Here is a 24701-nt window from a genome sequence, read left to right on the forward strand (position 1 = left end):
GGCAGGCCGAAGGGCGTCGCCGCAGGTCGACGACGCCCTTCGCGCCCCATCAGGCGTGCAGTTCCATAGTGCAGCACTTCGGCCCGCCGCCAGACTTCCGGAGCTCGGAGACGTCCAGCAGGATCGGCTCGTAGCCGCGGCCGGCCAGTTGCGCAGCGAGCCCGGTCGCCTCCAGCGGCAGCACCACGTGGCGACCGTCGGAGACCCCGTTCAGGCCGAGGCAGGCGGCGTCGGCCTGCTCGGCGATCACGGCGTCCGGGAACATCCGCTCCAGCACGCGGCGCGACCCGGCCGAGAACGCCTCCGGGAGGTATGCGACCTGCGCCCGCTCGCCGCGTTCCAGCACGAACAGCGCGGTGTCCAGGTGGTAGTAGCGCGGGTCGACCAGCCGCAGCGACACCACGGGCACCCCGAGCACCTCCTGGGCCTCGGCGTGCGCCTCGGGGTCGGTGCGGAACCCGCTGCCGGCCAGCAGCACCCGGCCGGTCCAGGCGAAGTCGCCCTCGGCCTCGTTGATCCGGGACGGCATCACCAGGTTCCGGTAGCCGCGGGTGACGAACCAGCGCCGGAAGTGCTCGGCCTCGGCGGCCCGCTGCGGAGCCCGGAACCGGGCGCCCAGCACCCGGTCGTCGATCACGATCGCCGAGTTGGCGGCGAACACCATGTCGGGCAGGCCGGGCTGCGGTTCGACCACCTCGACGACGTGCCCGAGCCGCTCGTACGTGCGCTTCAGCTCCTCCCACTGGGCCATCGCCAGGTCGGCGTCCACCGGCATACCGGGATCCATCCACGGGTTGATCGAATACTCGACGGTGAAGTACTTGGGCGCGCACATCACGTAGTGCCGCGTGGTGGCCTGCAGCGGCACGAGCATCTCTACAGCCTGAGTGGCAGTGACCGTCATGAATCGAAATCTAAGCGTTGGCCTGACGAGCTATCAACAACGCTCCGTTCGTTTTTTGCGGCAGAATGTTGCGTATGGATGCCTTGGACCAACGAATCATTTCGCAACTGGTCGCCGATGCCCGGGCGAGCTACGCGGAGATCGGCGCGGAGGTGGGCCTGTCCGCGCCCGCGGTGAAGCGGCGGGTGGACAAGCTGCTGGACCTGGGCGTGCTGCAGGGGTTCACCGCAGTCGTCGACCCGGAAGCGCTGGGCTGGGGAACGGAGGCATTCGTGGAGGTGCACTGCGATCGCAACGTCCCGGCGCACCGGATCCGCGTCGGGCTCGAACCGCTGCCGGAGGTGGTCGCGGCCTACACGGTGTCCGGGCAGGCCGACGCGATCGTGCACCTGCGGGCGGCGAACATCCATCACCTCGAAGAAGCGATGGAGCGCCTGCGCTCGGTGGAGTTCGTGAGCCGGACGGTGTCCACAGTGGTCCTCTCCCGACTCATGGAGCGCCAACCCCAGCCGGAGTGAAGCCCCCCGAACCCGTCGCCGACCTCGCTTCGCTTAGCGGGCCTCAGAGCTGTTGGTGAATGGTCTGGGTGGGTGGTCGCTTAGCGGAACCTGAGAGAGGTTCCCTGGACTGCGGGTGCCCCTCCTGATGTATGTCCAATACGCGGCGGAGGGGCCGTCCTCGCCAGAAAACCTCTCAGAACTCGCCGATGGTCGTCTTGGCAAGGTGGCTGCAAGCGGCTACGCCGCTTCCAAAGGCGCGGACGGCATTCGCCGACAGGCTCTCAGGTGGCGCGGTGGCCGTTCCAGGGTTCGAAGCCGGCGATCTCGGCGTCGGCCGGGGTGCGGAACCACACGTCGGCGACGATCTTGCCGTAAGCCGGCGATTCGGGGCTGTGGTACTGCCTGGACGCGGAGTGCCCCTTGATCATCGGCCCCGAGCCGCCCGCCCGACCGGGCCTCGGCCCGGCACCGGGCGTGCGCCGCGGCAGCGGCGGCGGCTCTGCCGCGCCACCATCCCCGACCTTCGGGATCACCTGCGTCGCATCCGCTCCGACCGGCGGCACGTACGGCGTCCCCGACGCCCCGCCGCGTCGCGGCTCCACCGGCTCGAACAGCGACCGCAGCTGCCCGGACAACCGCGACGCCGTCGCGTCGTCCGCTCCGCGCTCCGCGTTCCCGGGCTCCGAAGACTCCGCCCGCTTCGCAGGCGTCCCGGCGGCGGCCTCCGCGGCGATCGCCGCGACCACTTCCGCTGGAGACCTCGCCGACGACTCCGTCGTCTCGGGTTCCGCATCCGGCCACACCGTCGCGGGTTCTGCAGGCTGCTCCTTGGCGGGCGTCACGGCGGGCGTCCGCACAGTTTCGGCCGACTCCCCGACGACCTGCGGTTCCACCACCGATTCGACAACCGTGTCGGGCTCGGCCGACGCCTGCGGCGAGGCGGGTTTCCGCGTGGCCGCAGCGGACTCCGCCGATAGCGGGGTCTTGGCAGGCTTCCGTGCCGTCCCAACCGATTCCGCCGAAGCCTGCGGCGTAGCCGCGCCACCGGCCGACTCAGGCTTCGCCGTCCCGGCGGGCTCCCCGACTCCCCGCGGCTTCGCCCCGGCGCGCTTCCCGGCCGCGGGCGGCTTCGCCGTCCCGCCAGGCGTCACCCATTCCGCGGGCCTTCCCGGCGGCCGCGCATTACCCGCGGACTCCTCCGCAGCCGACGGGACGCGCGGCTGCACCGCGGCGGCGTCGCGGTGCACTCCGACTGCGTTCACGCGCTTGTCCCACTCGCGGAACCACTCGCTGTCGCTGTCGTTGCACGCGGGCTTCGCCTGCTCCGGGGTCACCCAGGCCTGCGCGGCCCGCCTCCAGTCGCCGGCCTCCGGCTCGTCCGGCTGTTCCCGGCGTTGTGGCGTCCAGCGCAGCAGGTCGAACGGGGTGTCACCGGCGGTCTGCTCGTCCGCCTCGTAGCCCTCGTAGCCGCCCGCCTGGTCGTACGCGTACTCGTCCTCCGGGCAGGGCGCGGTGAATTCCGCCAGGCGGCGTCGCAGCGGGCGGACGAAGAGCAGCCAGGTGATCAGCGCCCCCAACGCGAACGCGGCGAGGCTCCACAACCACACCTGGGTGAACAGCCAGGTGATCACGAGCGATGTCCCTCCTCAGGGCTCCAGCAGCGTCGCCAGTTCTCCGAGGGATACCTACCACGGGGCACCCTTGCCGAGGGCCAGCTTGACCGGCTCGTGACACGCTCGGGTTGCCCCGCACAACTTTCCGGGCACGCGAACGCTGTGGCTCTATCGGTTTTCCTGCCGGCTATGAGCCTTTGGGTTGCTATCGATAGCTGCCCAAAGGACTGACGGCAAGTGGTACCGGCGGAGACCCGTGATCGCCGCGCGGCCGCCTCAGCGAGTTCGCGCCACCACGTAATCGACCAGCATCCTCAACGCTTCGCGGGCCGGGACATCCGGCAGCGAGGCGAGCTCCTTGCGGGCGTCGTCGGCGAATTCGTCCAGGGTGGCGCGGGTCCGCGCGAGCCCGTTGGACGCGCGCAGCAGCTCCAGTGCCTCGTCGACCTCGGCGTCCACGGTCAGCGGCCCGGCGAGCAGTTCGCGCAGTCTCGGGGAGGTGTCCTCGTCGGCCAGCGCGTACAGCATCGGCAGCGTCCGCACCCCCTCACGGAGGTCGGTACCCGGGGTCTTGCCGGACTCGTTGGCCGGCGAGGCGATGTCGATGATGTCGTCGGAGATCTGGAAACCGGTGCCCAGGATCCGGCCGACCCGCTCCAGCGAGTCGATCGTCGCCTCGTCCACACCGGAGAACCAGGCGCCGAACCGCCCGGCGGTGGCGATCAGTGAACCGGTCTTCTCGTAGATCACCGTGAGGTAGAACTCGACGGCGTCCTCGTCCGGACCGACCCCGACCGTCTCCCGCATCTGGCCGGTGACCAGCGCCTCGAAGGTGCCCGCCATCTGCCGGACCGCTTCGCTGCCGAGGTCGGCGATCAGCCGGGACGCCCGGGCGAACAGGAAGTCGCCGGTCAGGATCGCGACCGAGTTGTCCCAGCGGGCGTTGGCGCTTGTCGCGCCGCGCCGCATGGTCGCTTCGTCCATCACGTCGTCGTGGTAGAGCGTGGCGAGGTGGATCATCTCGACCACCGCCGCGGACTTGATCACCCCTTCCGCATCGGGGTCGCCGAACTGCGCGGCGAGCAGCGCGAACAGCGGCCGGAACCGCTTGCCTCCCGCATCCACCAGGTGCAGTGAGGTGCGAGTGGCGAACTCGAAGTCGCTGCGCACCGATTCGCGCAGCAGCCGCTCCACCCGGGCCAAACCTTGCCGCACCGAGTCGGCCAACGCCTCGTCGGCGATGTCGAACCCGCCCGATCGGCCCATGGTCAGCTCACTGATCGGGTCACCCGCTGGCCTGCTCACGTCACCGTCGCCTTCGCTCCCCCGGATCGCCCTACGGGCGAGCACTCTACGACACGAAGCCACCGACGTTCGCCCAGTCCAGCGCCAAGGTCGGCAGCACGCCCAGCAACAGCGTCACGACCACACCGAGCGTGATCGCCGCTGTCGTGAACGCACCCGGCACGCTGACGGTGGGGCCGTCCGCGGCCGGTTCGCTGAAGTACATCAGCACGATGACACGAAGGTAGAAGAAGGCGGCAACCGCACTGGCTACCAGGGCCACCACCACCAGCGGGGCCATGCCATCCGCCAGCGCCGCCTCGAAGACCACGAACTTCCCGACGAAACCGCTCGTCAGCGGGATGCCGGCGAGGGCGAACAGCAGGAAGGTGAACACCCCGGCGACCAGCGGTGAACGCTTCGCCAATCCGGCCCAGTCCGAAAGGTGAGTTGCCTCACCGTCGGCCCTGCGCACGAGGCTGATCACGCCGAACACGGCGATCGTGGTGAACCCGTAGGTCAGCAGGTAGAACAGCGTGCCGGCCAGCCCGCGCTCGGTCAGCGCGATCGATCCGATCAACATGAACCCGGCATGCGCGACGGACGAGTAGGCGATCATCCGCTTGATGTCGCGCTGCGTCAGGCCGAGCACCACGCCAATGACCATCGACGCGATCGCCACGGCCCACAGCACGCCGCGCCACTCCCAGCTGGATGCGTGGAACGCCACCTGCAGCACCCGCAGGATCCCGCCGAACGCGGCGACCTTGGTGCAGGCCGCCATGAAGCCGGTGACCGCGGTCGGGGCGCCCTGGTAGACGTCCGGGGTCCAGGTGTGGAACGGGCCGACCGAGGCCTTGAACAGCAGGCCCACCAGCAGCAGGCCGAGCCCGGCGAACAGCAGCGTGTCCGAGCGCTCCGTTCCGGCGGTGGCGTCCGCGATGGCCTGCAGCTTCACCGAACCCGCGTAGCCGTAGAGCAGGGCCAGGCCGTAAAGGAAGAACGCCGAGGCGAACGCGCCGAGGAGGAAGTACTTGACCGCCGCCTCCTGCGACAGCAGGCGACGCCGCTTGGCCAGCCCGCACATCAGGTACAGCGGCAGGCTTAGCACCTCGAGCGCGATGAACATGGTCAGCAGGTCGTTCGCCGCGCAGAACACCATCATCCCGCCGAGCGAGAACAGGGCGAGCGGGAAGACCTCGGTGCGCATCCCCGCGACCCCGGCGGCCGCGCGGGTCATCGCGCCCGGCCCGTCGGTGGCCCGCGACTCGGCGACGAAGGCGCCGCCCGGCTCCACCGAGCGGTCCGCGATCATCAGGATCGCCGCCAGGCCGAGCGCGAGCAGGGTGCCCCACAGGAACAGCGTGGGCGGGTCGACCGCGAGGCTGTCGGACAGCGTGGTCACGCCCGTACCGCCGCCGCGGGCGTACCCCGCCAACGCCACCCCGGCGATCACGATCGCCGCGAGGCTCAAAGCCACCTGCACCGACCAGCGCTGGTGCCGCGGCAGGAACGCCTCGACGAGGATCGCCAGGCAGGCCGCGCCGAGGATCACCAGGACCGGGGCGATGGCCGCGTAGTCGATCGGCGGGATCTGCACGCCCGGGAGCTGCGTCATCGTGCCGGCCCCATTCGTCAAGACGCCCACTGTCAGTTACCTCCCTGCGAGGTCACGGGGTCGGTGACGCCGACCTCGCTCATGGTTGCCGCGACCGACGGGTTGATCACGTCCAACACCGGCTTCGGGTAGAAGCCCAACGCGAGCACCAACACGATCAGCGGGGTCACCACCGCGATCTCGCGGGCTCCGAGGTCGCCAACCCGCAGCCGGTGCGCGCCCGGCTTGTTCGGGTCGGTCACCGCGCCCGGCCCGCCCGCGGTGCCCAGTAGCGCGTCACCGCGCACCGGGCCCTGCATCGTCCGCTGGTACAGCCAGAGCACGTAGACCGCGGCCAGCACCATGCCGATGGTGGCGAACACCGTGTACACCGGCTGGGTCTGGAAAGCACCGACCAGCACCAGGAATTCGCTGATGAACGAGTTCGTGCCGGGCAGCGACAGGGTGCTCAGCCCGGCGATCAGCAGCGTGCCGGCCAGCAGCGGCGCGACCTTCGCCATGCCGCCGTAGTCGGCGATCCGGGTGGAGCCGCCGCGCACGATCACCATGCCGATCACCAGGATCAGCATGCCCGTCGCAATGCTGTGGTTGATCATGTACGACACCGCGCCCACCTGCGCCTGCGAGGTGAACGCGAAGATGCCCAGCGCGATGAAGCCGAAGTGCGCGATCGACACGTAGGCGATGAAGCGCTTGAGGTCGGTCTGGCCGAAAGCCTGCAGCGAGCCGTAGAGCACGCCGATCACCGCGAGCACCAGCACCATCGGGGCGAGCAGCTTCGACGCCTCCGGCGTCAGCGGCAGGCTGTAGCGCAGGAAGCCGAAGGTGCCGACCTTGTCGAGCACGCCGACGACGATCACCGCGACGCCGATCGGTGCCTGCTGCGCCGCGTCCGGCAGCCAGGTGTGGAACGGGATCAGCGGGGCCTTGATGGCGAACGCGGTGAAGAACCCGAGGAACAGCCACACCTGCACGCTGGTCGGCGCGTCGGAGAGCACCGGCACCAGCGACGCCCAGTCGAAGGTGCCGCGCCCGGTGACCTGCGCGCTGTAGACGTACGCGCCGATCGCCGAGGCCAGCATGATCAGGCCGCCGAGGAACGAGTACAGGAAGAACTTCACCGCGGCGTAGGTGCGGTTCTCGCCGCCGTAGCCGCCGATGAGGAAGTACATCGGGATCAGCATGATCTCGAAGAGCACGTAGAACAGGAACACGTCGGTCGCGGCGAACACCGCAACCGTCAGGGCCTGTTCCAGCAGCAGCAGCGAGAAGAAGCCGCCGTGGGTGCGCCCGGCAGGCAGGCGCTCGCCCCAGCTGTAGCCGAGCACCAGCGGAGTGAGCAGCGCGATCACCGCGATCATCACCAGCGCGATGCCGTCCACGCCGAGCGAGAGCCGGATGTCGAACGCCGGGATCCACTCCACCGAGCTGGTGAGCTGCAGCCGCGGTCCCGCCGGGTCGTAGGCGAACCACGCGGCGCCCGCGATCAGCAGCTCCGCCAGGGAGAACCCGAGCGCGGTCCACTTGGCCACCACCGCGTTCCCGCGCAGCAGCGCCACCACCACCGACCCGACGATCGGCAGCAGGATCAGTGCGAGGAGCAGGGTCATCGGATCTCCTCCCGGAGCTCGCTCGGCCAACGGAGTCCACAGTGGTCACGCGCCGTCACCGAAGTGCGGGGGTTTGCCAATTTCGCGAGAAATTGACGTTCACCCGGGTGACGGTCAATTTCTCGCGAAATTGACACCAGCCACGTCGTCATGTCGGGATCCCCACTGCCATCAGGGCGGCGATCACCAGGATCCCGCCGAAGAGCATGGACAGGGCGTAGGACCGGACGAAGCCGGTCTGCAGCCGGCGCAGGCGGCCGGAGCTGAAGCCGAGGAACCCGGCGATGCCGTTGACAGTGCCGTCGACGCCCTTCTGGTCCACAGTGACCAGTCCGCGCGCCAGGCCGAAGGTCGGCCGCACCGCCAGGAGGTTGTTCAGCGCGTTGCCGCCCAGGTCCGCGCGGGCCGCGCGCACGATCGGCGACACCCGCTCCGGGCGCTCCACCGGAACCGGCTTGCGCCCGACCACCAGCCAGGCGATCAGCACGCCCAGCGCGGAGAGCGCGACGGTCAGCACCGGGATCATCGCGTGCGGGATCGCGGTGTGCTCGGCCTCGTGCAGTTCGCCCAGCGACGGCGCGAGGAATCCGACCAGCCGGTCGCCGTCGGCGAAGAACATGCCCGCCGCGACCGAGCCGACGGCCAGCACGATCATCGGCGCGGTCATCACCGCGGGCGACTCGTGCGGGTGGAAGGCTCTGTTCGCGCCCCCGGGCGCGTTCTCGGCATTCAGCTTCTCCCAGCGCTTCTCGCCGAAGAACGTCATCAGCACCAGGCGGGTCATGTAGAACGCGGTGATCGCCGCGCCCAGCATCGCCGCGCCGCCGAAAACCCAGCCGCGCCAGCCCTCCTGGCCGAACGCCGCCTCGATGATCGCGTCCTTCGAGTAGTACCCGGACAGGAACGGGAAACCGATCAGCGCCAGGTAGCCGAGCCCGAAGGTGGCGAAGGTGATCGGCATGAACCGGTAGAGGCCGCCGAACTTGCGCATGTCGACCTCGTCGTTCATGCCGTGCATCACCGAACCGGCGCCGAGGAACAGCCCGGCCTTGAAGAAGCCGTGGGTGAGCAGGTGCATGATGCCCAGCGCGTACCCGGCCGGGCCGAGCCCGACGGCCAGCATCATGTAGCCGATCTGGCTGACCGTGGAGTACGCCAGGACCTTCTTGATGTCGTCGTAGGCGCAACCGATGATGCAGCCGACCAGCAGCGTCACGGCGCCGACGATGGTGACCGCCAGCTGCCCGCCGGGCGAGAGCGTGAACAGCGGGTTGGACCGCGCGATCAGGTACACGCCCGCGGTGACCATGGTCGCGGCGTGGATGAGCGCGGACACCGGGGTCGGGCCTTCCATGGCGTCCGGCAACCACGCCTGCAGCGGCACCTGGCCGGACTTGCCGCAGGCACCCAGCAACAGCAGCAGCGTGATCGCCAGCAGCACGCCCGGCGTGAGCTCGCCGGCGCGGGCGAAGACCTCGGTGTACTGGGTGGTGCCGAGGTTCGCGAACAGCAGGAAGATCGCCAGCGCCAGGCCGATGTCGCCGACCCGGTTCATCACGAACGCCTTCGTCGCCGCCGCGGCCGCCGACGGGCGGCCCTGCCAGAAGCCGATCAGCAGGTACGACGCGAGGCCGACGCCTTCCCAACCCAGGTAAAGGGTCACGAAGCTGTTGCCCAGCACCAGGACCAGCATCGCGGCGACGAACAGGTTGAGGTAGCCGAAGAACCGGCGGCGCTCGGTGTTGTCCCGCCCGGTGCGGCCTTCCTGGTCGTGCGCCATGTAGCCGATCGAGTAGATGTGGATCAGCGAGCCCACACCGGTGATCAGCAGCACGAACACCATCGCCAGCGGATCGAGCCGGAGCCCGAAGTCGACCTGCAGGGCGTTGACCGGGATCCACGAGAACATGTGCAGTTCCCGCACCTGGCCACCCTGGGGCATGCCGGCGATGGAGCTGAACAGCAGCACCCCGTACACGAAGGACGCGATCACGGTGGCGCACCCGAGGATGTGGCCCCAGCCGTTGGCCCGGCGTCCGGCGACGAGCAGGATCAGCGCGCCCAGCGCGGGGAATGCGACCAGCAGCCAGGCGTTCTGCTGGATCCCGCCGGCCGCGCTGACCACGTCCGGGTTGGTCCCGGCCAGGAAGGCCCCGGAATTCATCGCCGCGGTAATCGTATTTGCCGTCACCACGCGCCCTCTCAGTACTTCAGCAGGTTGGCGTCATCGACCGAGGCCGAGCGACGCGTCCGGAAGATCGACATGATGATGGCCAGGCCGACTACCACCTCGGCCGCGGCGACCACCATCACGAAGAAGGCCATGACCTGCCCGTGCACCGTCCCCTCGATGCGGGCGAAGGTCACCAGCGTCAGGTTGACCGCGTTGAGCATCAGCTCGATGCACATGAACACCACGATCGCGTTGCGCCGCACCAGGACCCCGACGGCACCGATGGTGAACAGCAACGCCGACAGCAGCAGGTAGTAGGTGGGGGTCACTGCCGGACCTCCTCGGAGGAGACGTGCTCGGACTCGTGGCCGTTGGTGCGGCCCGCCCCGTTGCCGTTGGCGTGCGGGAGGTCCGAGTTGTTCTGCTCGGGCATCGAGGGGGTCTCCTCGTGGTGCCCGCCGGTCAACGCGTGCGGATCGGGCTCCGGCTCCTTGCCGGCGACGGCGCGCCGCTCCTCGCCGAGCCGATCCGTGGGCAGGTTCTCCAGCAGCTCCGACAGCGATTCCGGCGCCACCGAGCCGTCCGGCAGCAGCGCCGGGACGGCGACGGAGTTCGCCGTCGCGTACACGCCGGGGCCGGGCAGCGGCGACGGGCGGTCGCCGCGGAACCGGGCGTTGGCCCGCTCCTTCTGGCTCAACCGCGGGCCGCGGCCCTTGCCGCCGTAGGCCAGCACCATCGCGCCCACCGCGGCGGTGATCAGCAGCGCCGAGGTCAGCTCGAACGGGAACAGGTAGTCGGTGAAGATCAGCCGCCCCAGGCCGCCCGCGCCGCCACCGGCCGGGGTCCACGGGTCCAGCGGCGCGGCGGGCTGCACCGCGGTCAGCGCCCGCGCCAGCCCGGAGACCAGCAGCACGGCCAGGCCGATGCCGCCGAGGCCAGCCCACAGCCGCTGCCCGCGCAGCACCTCGACCACCGAGTCCGAAGAGTCGCGGCCGACCATCATCAGCACGAACAGGAACAGCATCATGATCGCGCCGGTGTAGACGATGATCTGGGTGAAGCCCAGGAACGGGGCGCTCTGCACCATGTAGAGCACGCCGAGGCTCAGCATCGTCAGCGCCAGCCACAGCGCGGAGTGGACCGCGTTGCGGGCGAACACCATGCCCAGCCCACCGACGAGCGCCAGCGGGCCGAGCACCCAGAAGACCACCGTCTCGCCGGTGCCCACCACGCCGCTCGGCGCCTGCGCGAGGAACTGCGCCGCTTCGAGGGTCATCTCCCGGCCTCCTCATGCCCGGACTCGACCGTCTCCTCCGCCGGGATCCCCCGCTGCCGGGCCAACTCGGGACCACGCACGTAGTAGTCCTGCTCGTCGTTGCCCAGCCGCATCGGGTGCGGCGGCTGCTCCATGCCGGGCAGCAGCGGCGCCAGCAGGTCCTCCTTGGTGTAGATCAGGTCCTGGCGGTTGTCGTCGGCGGTTTCGTACTCGTTGGTCATCGTCAGCGCGCGCGTCGGGCAGGCCTCGATGCACAACCCGCAGCCGATGCAGCGCAGGTAGTTGATCTGGTAGTCCTTGCCGTAGCGCTCACCGGGCGAGAACCGGGCCTCGTCGGTGTTGTTCCCGCCCTCCACGAAGATCGCGTCGGCCGGGCACGCCCAGGCGCACAGCTCGCAGCCGACACACTTCTCCAGCCCGTCCGGATGCCGGTTGAGCTGGTGGCGGCCGTGGAACCGGGGCGCCGGGATCTTCTTGACCTCGGGGTACTCCTCGGTGACGACCTTCTTGAACATGGTCGAGAAGGTGACGCCGAAGCCCTTGATCGGATCAAACATTCCCATGAGGCGCCTCCTCGCCTTCCAGACCCGCGACCTCGCCGGCACCGCTGCGCACCGGGGTGCGGCGCGGTGGGGTCTCGGGGACTTGCAGGTCCAGCGGCGGAACCGGGTAACCGCTGCCGGCCAGCGGGATCTCGTCGGCGTCCTTGGCCGGTTTGCGGTCCGGGATCAGGAACGTCGCCGCCAGCAGGATCGCGATCACGACGCCGCCGCCGATGAGGAACTGCTGCGAGGTGACCGCTTCCTCGTTGCGCAGCGCGCGGATCACGGTCACCGCGATGATCCACACTAGGCTCAGCGGGACCAGGAACTTCCAGCCCAGGTTCATGAACTGGTCGTAGCGCAGGCGGGGCAGCGTGCCGCGCAGCCAGATGAAGAAGAACAGGAACGCCACCGTCTTGCCGAGGAACCACAGCACCGGCCACCACCCGGTGTTGAGCACCCCGTCGCCGATCAGCGACAGCGGCCACGGCGCGTGCCAGCCGCCGAGGAACAGCGTCGTCGCCAGCGCCGAGACGGTGACCATGTTGATGTACTCGGCGAGGAAGAACAGCGCGAACTTCAGCGACGAGTACTCGGTGTGGAACCCGCCGACCAGCTCCGACTCCGCCTCCGGCAGGTCGAACGGCGCGCGGTTGGTCTCACCGACCATGGACACCACGTAGACGGCGAAGCTGAACGGCAGCAGCAGGAAGAACCAGCCGCCCGTCTGCGCCTCGACGATGCCCGAGGTGGACAACGTGCCCGAGTACATGATCACCGTGACGAACGACAGGCCCATCGCGATCTCGTAGGAGATCACCTGCGCCGCGGAGCGCAGCGAGCCGAGCAGCGGGTACGGCGAGCCGGAGGCCCAGCCCGCCAGCACGATGCCGTAGACGCCGATGGAGGCGCAGGCCAGCACGACCAGCAGGCCGACCGGCAGGTCCACCAGTTGCAGCGCGGTCCGCTCGCCGAAGATGGTGACCTCGGGGCCGATCGGGATCACCGAGAACGACACCAGCGCGGGCGTCGCCGAGATCACCGGAGCCAGGAAGTACACCCACTTGTCGGCCAGGACGGGCCGGATGTCCTCCTTGAACGCCAGCTTCAGGCCGTCCGCCAACGACTGCAGCAACCCGAACGGGCCCGCCCGGTTGGGGCCGGGCCGGTGCTGCATCCGGCCGATGACCCGGCGCTCCGCCCAGATCGTCAACAGCGTCATGACGACCAGGAAGACGAAGATCACCAGGACCTTCAGCAGGATCAGCCAGAGCGGATCGTCGGCGAGCAGTTCCGCGGTTCTGGTCATGCGCTCCCCCCGTCGAGGTGGGTGGTGCCGTGGCCGTTGCCGGCCGCGGGGGACATCGGCGTGGTGGCGGCGATGTCGACGAGCGCGCCGTGCCCGACGCCGAGGACGCGGTGCACCTCCGACGTGCCGGAGTCGGCGGGCAGCCACAGCGCACCGTCGGGCATCTCGGCGAACTCGACCGGCAGCACGACCGCGCCCTTGGCGGTGCGGACCTCGATGCGCTGGCCGAGGCCGAGGCCGATCCGCTGCGCGGTGCGCGGCGAGAGCACTGCGACGGTCCGCCGCGCGGTGCCCGCCAGGTTCGGCTCCTCGGCCTGCATCGACCCGTTGTCGAGCAGCTGCCGCCAGGTCGCCAGCACCGCCTGGTTCGCTCCGAAAGCCGGCGCCCGCCCGCCTGGTTCGTCCGGCGCAGGCAACCGAGCGCCGGTGTGCGGTCCGATGCGGTCCAATTCGGCGCCCGCGGCGGCCGGGGTCTGGGTGAACAGGTCCGCGTCCATCTCCACCGCGAGCGTGTCGAGCACCCGGCAGTCCGGCAGGGCCCCGGTGCCCTCGATGGTGGTGCGGAACTCGCGGCGGCGGCCTTCCCAGTTCAGGTAGCTACCGGCCTTCTCGACACTCGGCGCGATGGGCAGCACCACGTCGGCGTGCTCGGTGACGGCGCTGGGCCGCAACTCCAGGCTGACCACGAAGTCCGCGCGGTGCAGGGCCTTGTCGGCCAGCGCCGGGTCGGGCAGGTCGTTCGGGTCGACGCCGCCGACGACCAAGCCGGACAGCTCCCCGGCAGCGGCGGCGGTGAGGATCGCGGTGAGATCGCGACCGGCCGTCGTGGGCAGCGCGCCGGAGGCCAGCCCCCAGGACTGCTCGATCTCGGCGCGGGCGGCCGCATCGGCGACCGGTCGGCCGCCGGGCAGCAGCGTCGGCAGCGCGCCGACCTCGATCGCCCCGCGCTCCCCGGCCCGCCGGGGGATCCAGGCGACCCGGGCTCCGGTCCGCTGCGCGGTGCGCAAGACCTCTGAGTACAGCCCCGGAATCTCCGCCGCGCGCTCACCGACGATCAGTATCGCGCCCGGCTGCTGCAGCGCGTTCTCCGCATCGGACGGGAGCTCGCGCAGGAGCAGGGGCTCATCGCCCGGCATGCACGGGATCAGCGAGCCGGTCTGGACCGGGCCGCCGTCGTGCACGATGATCGTCGTCTTCGCCACGCCCGGCGAGGCCCACGGCCCCACGTGGAACACCTTGGTCTTTCCCTTGCGGGCCGCTTTCCGCAGCCGCAGGAAGACGATCGGCGATTCCTCCTCCGGCTCGAAGGCCACGCACAGCACCGCGGGCGCGGACTCCAGCTCCCGGTAGGTGACCCCGCTCCCCGGCGTCACACCCACCACAGTGGACTCCAGGAACCGCAGCTCCTCCTCCGAGTGCGGCCGCGACCGGTAGTCGATGTCGTTGGTGCGCAAGGCGATCCGGGCGAACTTCGAGTACGCGTAGGCGTCCTCGACGGTCAACCGGCCGCCGGGCAACACCCCGACGCCGTTCGCGTCCCGGGCGGCGGCCAGCCCCTTCGCGGCGGCCTGCAACGCCTCGGTCCAGGACGCGGGCCGCAGCTCGCCGTTCTCGCGGATCAGCGGCCGGGTGATCCGGTCGCCCGCGGTGGCGTAGCGGAACGCGAACCGGCCCTTGTCGCAGATCCACTCCTCGTTGACCTCCGGGTCGTCCCCGGCCAGCCGCCGCATCACCTTGCCGCGCCGCCAGTCGTTGCGGATCTCGCAGCCGGACGCGCAGTGCTCACACTGGCCGGGCGTCGACACCAGGTCGAACGGCCGGGACCGGAACCGGTAGGCCGCGCTGGTCAGCGCCCCGACCGGGCAGATCTGGATGGTGTTGCCGGAGAAGTACGACTGGAACGGCTGCTGCTCGCCGATGCCGATCTGCTGCAGCGCCCCGCGCTCCAGCAGCTCGATGAACGGGTCCCCGGCCACCTGCTTGGAGAACCGGGTGCAGCGCTGGCAGAGCACGCAGCGCTCCCGGTCCAGCAGCACCTGCGAGGAGATCGGCACCGGCTTGGCGAAGGTCCGCTTCGCGTCGTGGAAGCGGGACTCCGCGCGGCCGTGCTTCAACGCCTGGTTCTGCAGCGGGCACTCGCCGCCCTTGTCGCAGACCGGGCAGTCCAGCGGGTGGTTGATCAGCAGCAGCTCCATCACGCCCTGCTGCGCCTTGTCCGCCACCGGCGAGGTCCGCTGCGTCTTGACCACCATGCCGTCGGCGACGGTCATGGTGCAGGACGCCTGCGGCTTGGGCATCGGCCGCCCGCCCATCTCGACCTCGACCAGGCACTGCCGGCAGGCCCCGGCCGGGTCCAGCAGCGGATGGTCGCAGAACCGCGGGATGGTGATGCCCATCCGCTCCGCGGTGCGGATCAACAGCTCGCCCTTGGGCGCCACGACCTCGATGCCGTCGATGGTCAGGCGGACGTAACCCGGAGGCAGCGGACGGGCTTCTGCAGTGTCGTTCGAGCTTGGTGCCACCGTCATCGGGCCGCTCCTACCAGTGCGGACTCGCCGGTCTTGTTCTTCTCACACAACGCGAGGAACTCCTCGCGGAAGTACTTGATGCCGCTGACGATCGGGCTCACCGCGCCGTCACCGAGGGCGCAGAACGAGCGGCCGAAGATGTTGTCGCAAACGTCCAGGAGGGTGTCGATGTCCTCCTCGGTGCCGCACCCGTCCACCATTCGCTCCAGCACCTGCGCCAGCCAGTAGGTACCCTCCCGGCACGGCGTGCACTTGCCGCATGACTCGTGCTCGTAGAACTGGGTCCACTTCATCACGGCCCACGGCACCGAAACCGTCTCGTTGAACACCATCACCGCGGTCGTGCCCAGCATCGACCCGGCCTCGGCCGCGCCCTCGAAGTCCAGCGGCACGTCCAGGTGCTCGGCGGTGAACATCGGGGTCGACGAGCCGCCCGGCGTCCAGAACTTCAGCGGGATGCCGTCCTTCATGCCGCCCGCCAGCTCCAGCAGCTCGCGCAGCGTGGTGCCCAGCGGAACCTCGTACTGGCCGGGCCGCTCGACGTGCCCGGAGATCGAGTAGATCTTCGGGCCGGGCGACTTCTCGGTGCCCATCTTGCGGAACCACTCGGCGCCGCCGTTGACGATGAACGGCACCGAGGCGATCGTCTCGACGTTGTTGACCGTGGTCGGGCAGGCGTAGAGCCCAGCGGCGGCCGGGAACGGCGGCTTCAGCCGCGGCTGCCCGCGCTTGCCCTCCAGCGAGTCGAGCAGCGCGGTCTCCTCGCCGCAGATGTAGGCGCCCGCGCCGGCGTGCACCACGATGTCCAGGTCGAAGCCGGAATCGAGGATGTTCTTGCCGAGGTACCCGGCCTGGTAGGCCTCGCGGACCGCGTTGTTCAACCGCCGGATGGGGTGCAGCGCCTCGCCGCGCACGTAGATCATGCAGTGGTTGGCGCGCATCGCGTAGCTGGCGATGATGCAGCCCTCGATCAGCGAGTGCGGGTCGGCCATCATCAGCGGGATGTCCTTGCAGGTCCCCGGCTCGCCCTCGTCGGCGTTGATGACCAGGTAGTGCGGCTTGACCGGGTCCTTGGGCATGAAGCTCCACTTCACCCCGGCGGGGAACCCGGCGCCGCCGCGACCTCGCAGCCCGGCGGCCTTGACCAGCTCGATGAGCTGGTCGGGGTGGGCCTTGAGCGCCTTACGCAGCGCGGTGTAGCCCTCCAGCTGCTCGTAGGTGCGCAGCGTCCAGGAGGCCGGCGACAGCCACCGCTTCGTCAGTACCGGGGTCACCGGGCTGGTGCTGGGCTGGCTGTTGGTGGATTGGGTCATGGCCACCCTCACTTCTTCTCCGGCAGCGGCGGCATTTCCACGTCGTCGGGCATGCTCGGCGCGGTCCAGCCGCGCTCGTTGGCCAGCTGCGCGCCGCGCACCGTCTCGACCGCGGCCGAAGGTCCGGCCACAGTGGACTCCAGGTCGTCGAAGAAACCGGCCAGCTGGCGCTCGGCACCGCGGAAGCCGGACAGCGCGGGACCCCGCGTCGGGGCCGGTTTCTCCCCGCGCTGCAACGCCTTCACGAGTTCCAGCGCCTGCTCGGGCGTCTGGTTGTCGTAGTACTCGTAGTCGACCTGCAGCACCGGGGCGAGGTCGCACGCGGCCAGGCACTCGGCGTGCTCCAGCGTGATCGAGCCCTCTTCGCCCGGCGTACCGGCCGTCTCGTCGTGCCCGACGCCGAGGTGCTCGCTGACCTTCCGGTAGATCTCGTCGCCGCCGAGGGCCGCGCACATCGTGTTGGTGCAGACGCTCACCAGGTGCTGGCCGCAGGGCTTGCGCTTGTACATGGTGTAGAACGTCGCGACCGCGCTGACCTCCGCAGTGGACAGTGCCAGCTGCCCGGCGCAGAACTGGATGCCCTCGGCGCTGACGAAACCCTGCACTGACTGCACCAGGTGCAGCATCGGCAGCAGCGCCGACCGGGACTCCGGGTACCGCGCGATGATCTGCTTCGCGTCGGCCCGCACGTCCTCGCCGAACACCGGGGTGTCGTCAGGAATGGACACTGCCTCGTGGTCAGTTTGTTCTTTGTTCGTGGTGAACTCGAACTGCTCGGTCATCGATCCACCCCGCCCATCACCGGGTCGATGGAGGCGACCGCCGCGATCACGTCGGCCACCAGTCCGCCTTCGCACATCGCGGGCATCGCCTGCAGGTTCACGAAACTGGGTTCCCGCACATGCACCCGCATCGGCCGGGTGCCACCGTCGGAGACCACGTGGTAGCCGAGCTCGCCGCGCGGCGACTCGATCGGCACGTACACCTGGCCGGGCGGGACGTCGAAGCCCTCGGTCACCAGCTTGAAGTGGTGGATCAGCGACTCCATCGACTGGCCCATGATCTTGCGGACGTGCTCCAGTGAGTTGCCCATGCCGTCCGGGCCGATACTCAGCTTCGCCGGCCAGGCGATCTTCTTGTCGGCCACCATGTGCGGGCCGGGCTCGAACTTGTCCAAGCACTGCCGGATGATCTTCAGGGACTGGTGGATTTCCTCCAGCCGCAGCAGGTACCGGGCGTAGCAGTCGGCGTCGGTGCTGGTGGGCACCTCGAACTCGTACTCCTCGTAGCCGCAGTACGGCTGGATCTTCCGCAGGTCCCAGGCAAGCCCGGCCGCGCGCAGCAGCGGGCCGGTGATGCCGAGTTGCATGCAGCCGTCCAGCGGCAGGTAGCCGACGTCCTTCAACCGCTGCTTCCAGATCGGCTGGCCGGTGAACAGCTTGTCGTAGTCCGGCAGCCGCGAGTCCATGACCTTGACGAAGCTCAGGATCTTCTCCCGGTAGTCCACCGGGAGGTCCTGGGAGACGCCGCCGGGGCGGATGAACGCGTGGTTCATCCGCAGGCCGGTCAGGTACTCCAGCAGGTGCAGGACCTCTTCGCGCTCGCGGAAGCCGAAGGTCATACCGGTGGTGGCGCCGAGCTCCATCGCGCCGGTCGCCAGGAACACCAGGTGCGAGGAGATCCGGTTGAGCTCCATCAGCAGCACCCGGAACACCTGCGCCCGCCGCGGCGCTTCGATGCCCAGCAGCTTCTCCACCGCCATGCAGTAAGCGGCCTCGTTGTGCAACGGCGCCAGGTAGTCCATCCGCGTCACGAAGGTGACGCCCTGCGTCCAGGTGCGGTACTCGGTGTTCTTCTCGATGCCGGTATGCAGGTAGCCGATCACCGAGCGGGCCTTGGTGACCGTCTCGCCTTCGAGCTCCAGCACCAGCCGCAGCACGCCGTGGGTCGACGGGTGCTGCGGGCCGAGGTTGATGACGACCCGCTCCTCGCCGGACGTCTCGTCGATGAACTCGTCCCAGTCGCCGCCGGTGACGGTGTAGACCCGGCCCTCGGTGGTCTCCCGCGACTGCGCCTCGCCCGGGTGGGCGTGCGGGTCGCCGAAGCCGGTGTCGGCCAGTGGTTCGGTAGTCATCTCCAGCACCTCTCCGCAGTGTGCTGCGGTCCTCGGACCGCAATTTCAATGAAAATCAGAGGTCTGATTTCCATTGAAATTGCGGAAAACCCTCGCCGCGCGGCTATCACGAGTACGCCCTGCGCTGGTCCGGCGGCGGGATCTCGGCGCCCTTGTACTCCACCGGGATCCCGCCCAGCGGGTAGTCCTTGCGCTGCGGGTGGCCGTCCCAGTCGTCTGGCATCAGGATCCGGGTCAGCGCCGGGTGCCCGTCGTAGACGATGCCGAACATGTCCCAGGTCTCGCGTTCCTGGAAGTCGGCGGTCGGATACACCGGCACCACCGACGGCAGGTGCGGATCGTCGACCTCCAGCACGACCTCCAGCCGGATCCGGCGCCGGTAGGTCATCGAGGTCAGGTGGTAGACCGAGTGCAGCCGCTGCGGCACCTCCGGGCCGTAGTCCACACCGGACACCGAGCTGCACAGCTCGAAGCGCAGCGCCGGGTCGTCCCGCAGCGTCCGGCAGACCTCAAGCAGGTGGTCGCGGTGCACGTAGAAGGTGATCTCCCCGCGATCGACGGTCACCTGCTGCACGGTGTCCGCGGGCAGGCCCTGCTCGTGCAGCGCGGCGAAGAGATTGTCGGCGACCTCGTCGAACCAACCTCCGTACGGGCGCTCAGCGGCGGGCGGCACGTAGGCCGGCAGCCGCAGGCCGCCGTAGCCGGAGGTGTCACCGGTGCCGCGAACCCCGAACATGCCCCGGCGGGCGCGACCGGAGACCGGCGCGGGCTCCTGCCGGACCGGCTCCACCGCCCGGGACTGGGCTTCATTGTCTGCCAACCGAACTCACCTGCCCGCTTTGAGCTCGCGGGGGCGCTTCGGCGCTGGGTCCAGCGCCCCCAACGACGGATCGGAACCCATTTCGCGGCGCTGCGCGGCCTGCTGCCGCTCGGCCCGGCGCCGCTGCGCCCAGTTCTTCGGCGCGTACCGCTCGGAGGACGGGATCATCGGGGTGCGCTCACCGTTCTCCAGCTTCAGTTGCGCGCGCTTCGCGTTGATCGGCTCGTCCATGATCTTGGCGTGCAGCTTGAGGATCGCGTCCAGCAGCATCTCCGGCCGCGGCGGGCAGCCCGGCAGGTACATGTCCACCGGCACCACGTGGTCCACGCCCTGCACGACCGCGTAGTTGTTGAACATTCCGCCGCTGGAGGCGCACACACCCATCGCCAGCACCCAGCGCGGTTCCGGCATCTGGTCGTAGATCTGCCGCAGCACCGGCGCCATCTTGTTGGTGACCCGGCCCGCGACGATCATCAGGTCGGCCTGGCGGGGTGTGGCGGAGAACCGCTCCATGCCGAAGCGCGCGATGTCGTAGCGGGAACCGCCGACGGTCATCATCTCGATCGCGCAGCAGGCCAACCCGAACGTCGCCGGCCACATCGAGGTCTTCCGGGTCCAGTTGACGAGCTTTTCAACGTTTGCCAACAGGATGCCGTTTGGCAGCTGCTCTTCGAGCCCCATCTCCGGCACTCCTTCCCGCTCCGTTGCGGCTAGTTCTTCCGAAAGTCGTGGGCCGGCCCGCTCGGGCGTTCCCTAGTTCCAGTCCAGGCCGCCTCTTCGCCAGACGTAGACGTAGGCGAAACCGACGGTTGCGATGAAGAGCACGATCTCGACCACGCCGAACAGGCCGAGGGCGTCCGCAGACACCGCGAACGGGTAGAGGAAGACCATCTCGATGTCGAACAGGATGAACAACATCGCGGTCAGGTAGTAGGCGACCGGCATCCGGCCGCCGCCGATCACCGGCTGCGGCGACGGCTCGATGCCGCACTCGTAGGCGTCGAGCTTCGCCTTGTTGTACCGGCGGGGACCGACCAGTGGCGCGATCGCGACTGAGAACACCGCGAACGCGAGCGCCAGCGCGAACAACAACACCAGCGGGACGTAGGCATCAAGCACTCCGCTGCCCTCCTTCGGCGGCCCCCGCCGAGACGCAGAACACATCTACGGCTTCGGTGCGCACTCTATGCGGTCGACCGTATCGACTCCGTGGTGAGGCGAACCTAACTTTGAGAGGTCCGGCACACCACTCGGGACATCTGACCAGACTCGTGCCATCAAGCGCTAGGGGTCAGCCGAGTAGTGGTGCTGATCACACGGTCCATCGTGTCGCCGCCCTTCTCGTCGTAGAGATTTGCCAACAGTTTCAACACAAAACGCATCAGCGTGGTCCTCGGTAGACCATGCTTGGTAGCCACCCGCATGACGGTGGGATTGCCAATCAACTTGCTGAAGATGTTGCCCATCCGGAAGTAGCCGCCGAGCGCCTGCTGCACCGCGGTCGGGTACCGGCGCAGCGCCTGCTCCCGCGAGAATCCCTCCGGTCGGGCGAGCGCGTGCACCACGCATTCCGCTGCCAGCGCGGCAGACTCCATCGCGTAGGCGATGCCTTCCCCATTGAACGGATTGACCATCCCGCCGGCGTCGCCGACCAGCAGCAGGCCGTTGCGGTAGTGCGGCATCCGGTTGAAGCCCATCGGCAGCGCCGCGCCGCCGATCCGGCCGGTGGCGTTCTCCTCCCGGAAACCCCACTCCTCCGGGGTTCCGTCCAACCAGGAACGCATCAGCTGGCGGTAGTCCGTCTTGCCGTAGGCCTTGGAGGTGGACAGGATGCCGAGCCCGACGTTGACGGTGCCGTCGCCCATCCCGAAAATCCAGCCGTAGCCCGGCAGCAATTTCGGTTCGTCGGGGTTCGAGCGGTCCCACAGCTCCAGGTGCGACTCCAGGAAGTCGTCCTTGGTGCGCGGGCTGGTGTAGTACCGGCGCACCGCGACGCCCATCGGCCGGTCGTCACGCTTCTCGATGCCCACCGACAGCGCCAACCGGGCCGAAACCCCGTCGCAGGCCAGCACCAACGGCGCACGGTACGTGACCGGCGTGCGCTCCGGCCCGGTCTTGGCCTCGACCCCGGTTATCCGGCCGGTTCGCTCGTCGGTGACCGCGCCGGTCACCGTCGTCTGCTGCAGCAGGCGAGCCCCGGCGCGCTGGGCGTTGCGGGCGAGCAGGTCGTCGAAGTCGTTGCGGGGGCGGACCACGCCGTAGGGCGGAAACTCGGCCAGGCTCGGCCAGTCCAGTTCCATCCGAACGCCGCCGCCGACGACGCGCAGACCCCGGTTGTGCAACCATCCCGCTTCCTCCCGGGTGTCGATGCCCAGGTCGATGAGCTGCTTGACACCCCGCGGGGTGATGCCGTCGCCGCAGACCTTCTCCCGCGGGAAGACGCTCTTCTCAAGAAGCAGGACGTCCAGGCCGGCGCGGGCCAGGTACGTCGCAGCCGTCGATCCGGCCGGTCCGGCTCCGACGACGATCACCTCGGCGTCTTCGTCCGGTCGGCGGCGGCTGGTGGCGCTGGTCATGACACTCCTTGGTCCGGTGCAATGCGCGGCGCGGCCCGCTCGTCCCGGTGGACCGCCCCGGGAACCCGCTTGTGAACGAGTTCACTAACTCCCGAGTCTAAGCCGGACGAACCTCGCGATCGAGCCCTCGAACTACGCCACCCGAGTGACCACCGCCGCAGGTGGCAGCCACCGGCTGCGCCGTCGGAGGTGTCCCGTCCCCCCGGTGGCCGAAGGAGCCGACGATCTGGTGGCCGAAGGAGCCGACGATGCCCGCCTCGCGGCCCGGTTGCTTCTCGTCGGCCGCCACGCGGGGATTTCGGGGATGCAGAAATGGAGAGAGCCCCTCTTTCCTTCCGATTCCGGAAGGAAAGAGGGGCTCTCCCTTAAATAGTGTGTCGGCGGTGTCTTACTCTCCCACACCCTGTCGAGTGCAGTACCATCAGCGCTGGGGAGCTTAGCTACCGGGTTCGGAATGGGACCGGGCGGACCCTCCCCGCCATCGCCACCGACAACCCTCACCCCGCCGAAACGACGGGAAACCAGGCGTCAGAACACGAATGACACATGTTCAATTATCAAAAGGTTCTGGTTGTTGCCCCAGAACCGTATAGTGGGTGCGTAGCAATCTTTGTGAGCAAGTCCTCGGCCTATCAGCACCAGTCAACTCCACACGTTACCGTGCTTCCATATCTGGCCTGTCAACCCAATCATCTCTTGGGGGCCTTAACCCACAACGGGTGGGAGACCTCATCTAGGAACAGGCTTCCCGCTTAGATGCTTTCAGCGGTTATCCCTCCCGAACATAGCCAACCAGCCACGCCCTTGGCAGAACGACTGGCACACCAGAGGTTCGTCCGTCCCGGTCCTCTCGTACTAGGGACAGCCTTCCGCAAGTCTCCTACGCGCGCGGCGGATAGGGACCGAACTGTCTCACGACGTTCTAAACCCAGCTCGCGTGCCGCTTTAATGGGCGAACAGCCCAACCCTTGGGACCAACTCCAGCCCCAGGATGCGACGAGCCGACATCGAGGTGCCAAACCATGCCGTCGATATGGACTCTTGGGCAAGATCAGCCTGTTATCCCCGGGGTACCTTTTATCCGTTGAGCGACACCGCTTCCACCAGCCAGTGCCGGATCACTAGTCCCTGCTTTCGCACCTGCTCGACCCGTCAGTCTCACAGTCAAGCTCCCTTATACACTTACACTCAACACCTGATTGCCAACCAGGCTGAGGGAACCTTTGGGCGCCTCCGTTACCCTTTAGGAGGCAACCGCCCCAGTTAAACTACCCACCAGGCACTGTCCCCGATCCGGATCACGGACCCGAGTTAGATGCCCGGAACGACCAGAGTGGTATTTCACCAACGACTCCACACCCACTAGCGTGAATGCTTCACAGTCTCCCACCTATCCTACACAAGCCGAACCAAACACCAATACCAAGCTATAGTAAAGGTCCCGGGGTCTTTCCGTCCTGCCGCGCGAAACGAGCATCTTTACTCGTACTGCAATTTCACCGGGCCTGTGGTCGAGACAGCGGAGAAGTCGTTACGCCATTCGTGCAGGTCGGAACTTACCCGACAAGGAATTTCGCTACCTTAGGATGGTTATAGTTACCACCGCCGTTTACTGGCGCTTAAATTCTCCGCTACACCCCAAAGGGTTCACGGGTCCTCTTAACGTTCCAGCACCGGGCAGGCGTCAGTCCATATACATCGCCTTACGGCTTCGCATGGACCTGTGTTTTTAGTAAACAGTCGCTTCTCCCTGGCCTCTGCGACCACCACCAGCTCCCCAAGCACGTCGGTTCACCAGCAGTGGCCCCCCTTCTCCCAAAGTTACGGGGGCAATTTGCCGAATTCCTTAACCACAGTTCACCCGACCGCCTCGGTATTCTCTACCTGACCACCTGTGTCGGTTTCGGGTACGGGCCGTGAAGACACTCGCTAGAGGCTTTTCTCGACAGCATGGGATCACTCACATCGCCACAACGGCTACGCATCACCCCTCACCCACAAGGCATGCGGATTTACCTACACACCGGGCTACAGGCTTACACCAGTACAACCACTCACTGGCAGAGCTACCCTCCTGCGTCACCCCATCACTTAACTACCGCCCCATCAGGTCCCATGCCAGCACGCATATCACCCAAAGGATCAACACACACCAAGATGGTTAGTATCAAAGGTTTCGCTATGGACGCATCAACACGGGTACGGGAATATCAACCCGTTATCCATCGACTACGCCTGTCGGCCTCGCCTTAGGCCCCGACTCACCCTGGGCGGACGAACCTTCCCCAGGAACCCTTGGTCATCCGGCGGCAGAGATTCTCACTCTGCACTCGCTACTCATGCCTGCATTCTCACTCCCACACACTCCACACCAGGATCACTCCGGCGCTTCACCGCATGCAGGACGCTCCCCTACCCAACAACACACAGTGTCATTGGCATGGCTTCGGCGGTGCGCTTCAGCCCCGCTACATTGTCGGCGCAGGACCACTTGACCAGTG

Annotated in this window: 19 protein-coding genes and 2 rRNA genes (1 of these 21 running past the window's edge); 1 reads left to right on the forward strand and 20 read right to left on the reverse strand. The window is 68.3% G+C overall.

The genetic code is table 11. The annotated features are described in order from the left end of the window. Positions 1 to 49: 49 nt before the first annotated feature. Positions 50 to 874 carry a dimethylargininase gene (gene ddaH / locus ACRXBZ_RS16740; protein ID WP_433883899.1) on the reverse strand — a complete coding sequence of 275 codons (825 nt, stop codon included), beginning with the start codon at positions 872 to 874 and terminating at the stop codon, positions 50 to 52. Between the two features lie 104 nt (positions 875 to 978). On the opposite strand from ddaH, the gene ACRXBZ_RS16745 reads away from it, so the two are divergent. Further along, positions 979 to 1422 (forward strand): Lrp/AsnC family transcriptional regulator, encoded by a 444-nt coding sequence (locus ACRXBZ_RS16745; protein WP_433879882.1) that lies wholly within the window; start codon positions 979 to 981, stop codon positions 1420 to 1422. A 263-nt stretch (positions 1423 to 1685) separates the two neighbouring features. Here ACRXBZ_RS16745 and ACRXBZ_RS16750 read toward each other — a convergent pair whose 3' ends face one another. The 19 genes from ACRXBZ_RS16750 to ACRXBZ_RS16840 all read right to left on the reverse strand — a co-directional run. After that, the gene (locus tag ACRXBZ_RS16750; RefSeq protein WP_433879883.1) at positions 1686 to 3035 is read right to left on the reverse strand and encodes a sunset domain-containing protein; all 1350 of its coding nucleotides are present in this window, start codon (positions 3033 to 3035) and stop codon (positions 1686 to 1688) included. Between the two features lie 258 nt (positions 3036 to 3293). Then, positions 3294 to 4322: a polyprenyl synthetase family protein gene (locus ACRXBZ_RS16755; protein WP_433879884.1), complete on the reverse strand. Its 1029-nt coding sequence runs from the start codon at positions 4320 to 4322 to the stop codon at positions 3294 to 3296. Between the two features lie 46 nt (positions 4323 to 4368). Beyond that, positions 4369 to 5919, reverse strand: coding sequence for an NADH-quinone oxidoreductase subunit NuoN (nuoN, locus tag ACRXBZ_RS16760; protein ID WP_433879885.1), 1551 nt, complete (start codon positions 5917 to 5919; stop codon positions 4369 to 4371). 32 nt (positions 5920 to 5951) lie between these two features. Then, positions 5952 to 7529, reverse strand: coding sequence for an NADH-quinone oxidoreductase subunit M (locus tag ACRXBZ_RS16765; protein WP_433879886.1), 1578 nt, complete (start codon positions 7527 to 7529; stop codon positions 5952 to 5954). Between the two features lie 148 nt (positions 7530 to 7677). Continuing rightward, complete coding sequence (gene nuoL, locus ACRXBZ_RS16770) at positions 7678 to 9693, reverse strand: NADH-quinone oxidoreductase subunit L (protein ID WP_433883900.1); 2016 nt, start codon at positions 9691 to 9693, stop codon at positions 7678 to 7680. 38 nt (positions 9694 to 9731) lie between these two features. Then, positions 9732 to 10031 (reverse strand): NADH-quinone oxidoreductase subunit NuoK, encoded by a 300-nt coding sequence (gene nuoK / locus ACRXBZ_RS16775; RefSeq protein ID WP_010315547.1) that lies wholly within the window; start codon positions 10029 to 10031, stop codon positions 9732 to 9734. Further along, positions 10028 to 10978 carry an NADH-quinone oxidoreductase subunit J gene (locus ACRXBZ_RS16780; RefSeq protein WP_168585551.1) on the reverse strand — a complete coding sequence of 317 codons (951 nt, stop codon included), beginning with the start codon at positions 10976 to 10978 and terminating at the stop codon, positions 10028 to 10030. Before ACRXBZ_RS16780 ends, nuoK begins: the two co-directional genes overlap by 4 nt. Next, positions 10975 to 11541: an NADH-quinone oxidoreductase subunit NuoI gene (gene nuoI, locus ACRXBZ_RS16785; protein ID WP_168585552.1), complete on the reverse strand. Its 567-nt coding sequence runs from the start codon at positions 11539 to 11541 to the stop codon at positions 10975 to 10977. The genes ACRXBZ_RS16780 and nuoI overlap by 4 nt, the downstream gene beginning before the upstream one ends. Next, positions 11528 to 12829 carry an NADH-quinone oxidoreductase subunit NuoH gene (gene nuoH / locus ACRXBZ_RS16790; RefSeq protein ID WP_433879887.1) on the reverse strand — a complete coding sequence of 434 codons (1302 nt, stop codon included), beginning with the start codon at positions 12827 to 12829 and terminating at the stop codon, positions 11528 to 11530. The genes nuoI and nuoH overlap by 14 nt, the downstream gene beginning before the upstream one ends. Then, on the reverse strand, positions 12826 to 15357 hold the full coding sequence (locus ACRXBZ_RS16795) for an NADH-quinone oxidoreductase subunit G (RefSeq protein WP_433879888.1): 2532 nt from the start codon (positions 15355 to 15357) through the stop codon (positions 12826 to 12828). The genes nuoH and ACRXBZ_RS16795 overlap by 4 nt, the downstream gene beginning before the upstream one ends. Then, a complete protein-coding gene (gene nuoF / locus ACRXBZ_RS16800; protein ID WP_433879889.1) occupies positions 15354 to 16670 on the reverse strand; it encodes an NADH-quinone oxidoreductase subunit NuoF in 1317 nt (438 codons plus the stop codon). Before nuoF ends, ACRXBZ_RS16795 begins: the two co-directional genes overlap by 4 nt. Before the next feature lie 8 nt (positions 16671 to 16678). After that, positions 16679 to 17452, reverse strand: coding sequence for an NADH-quinone oxidoreductase subunit NuoE (nuoE, locus tag ACRXBZ_RS16805; protein WP_433879890.1), 774 nt, complete (start codon positions 17450 to 17452; stop codon positions 16679 to 16681). Continuing rightward, on the reverse strand, positions 17449 to 18804 hold the full coding sequence (locus tag ACRXBZ_RS16810) for an NADH-quinone oxidoreductase subunit D (RefSeq protein ID WP_433879891.1): 1356 nt from the start codon (positions 18802 to 18804) through the stop codon (positions 17449 to 17451). The genes nuoE and ACRXBZ_RS16810 overlap by 4 nt, the downstream gene beginning before the upstream one ends. 106 nt (positions 18805 to 18910) lie before the next feature. Next, positions 18911 to 19594 (reverse strand): NADH-quinone oxidoreductase subunit C, encoded by a 684-nt coding sequence (locus ACRXBZ_RS16815; RefSeq protein WP_433883901.1) that lies wholly within the window; start codon positions 19592 to 19594, stop codon positions 18911 to 18913. Positions 19595 to 19630: 36 nt separating this feature from the next. Beyond that, positions 19631 to 20305, reverse strand: a complete 675-nt coding sequence (locus ACRXBZ_RS16820) for a NuoB/complex I 20 kDa subunit family protein (RefSeq protein WP_433879892.1) — start codon at positions 20303 to 20305, stop codon at positions 19631 to 19633. Positions 20306 to 20377: 72 nt separating this feature from the next. Beyond that, positions 20378 to 20788, reverse strand: coding sequence for an NADH-quinone oxidoreductase subunit A (locus tag ACRXBZ_RS16825; RefSeq protein WP_190820628.1), 411 nt, complete (start codon positions 20786 to 20788; stop codon positions 20378 to 20380). A gap of 113 nt (positions 20789 to 20901) precedes the next feature. Then, positions 20902 to 22200: a geranylgeranyl reductase family protein gene (locus tag ACRXBZ_RS16830; RefSeq protein WP_433879893.1), complete on the reverse strand. Its 1299-nt coding sequence runs from the start codon at positions 22198 to 22200 to the stop codon at positions 20902 to 20904. A 375-nt stretch (positions 22201 to 22575) separates the two neighbouring features. After that, a 5S ribosomal RNA gene (gene rrf / locus ACRXBZ_RS16835) occupies positions 22576 to 22692 on the reverse strand. A gap of 120 nt (positions 22693 to 22812) precedes the next feature. Next, positions 22813 to 24701 (reverse strand): 23S ribosomal RNA (locus ACRXBZ_RS16840); it runs 1181 nt beyond the window's last position.

Origin of the sequence: Saccharopolyspora hattusasensis (genome assembly GCF_050972075.1) — a bacterium.
Classification (GTDB): Bacteria; Actinomycetota; Actinomycetes; order Mycobacteriales; family Pseudonocardiaceae; genus Saccharopolyspora; species Saccharopolyspora hattusasensis.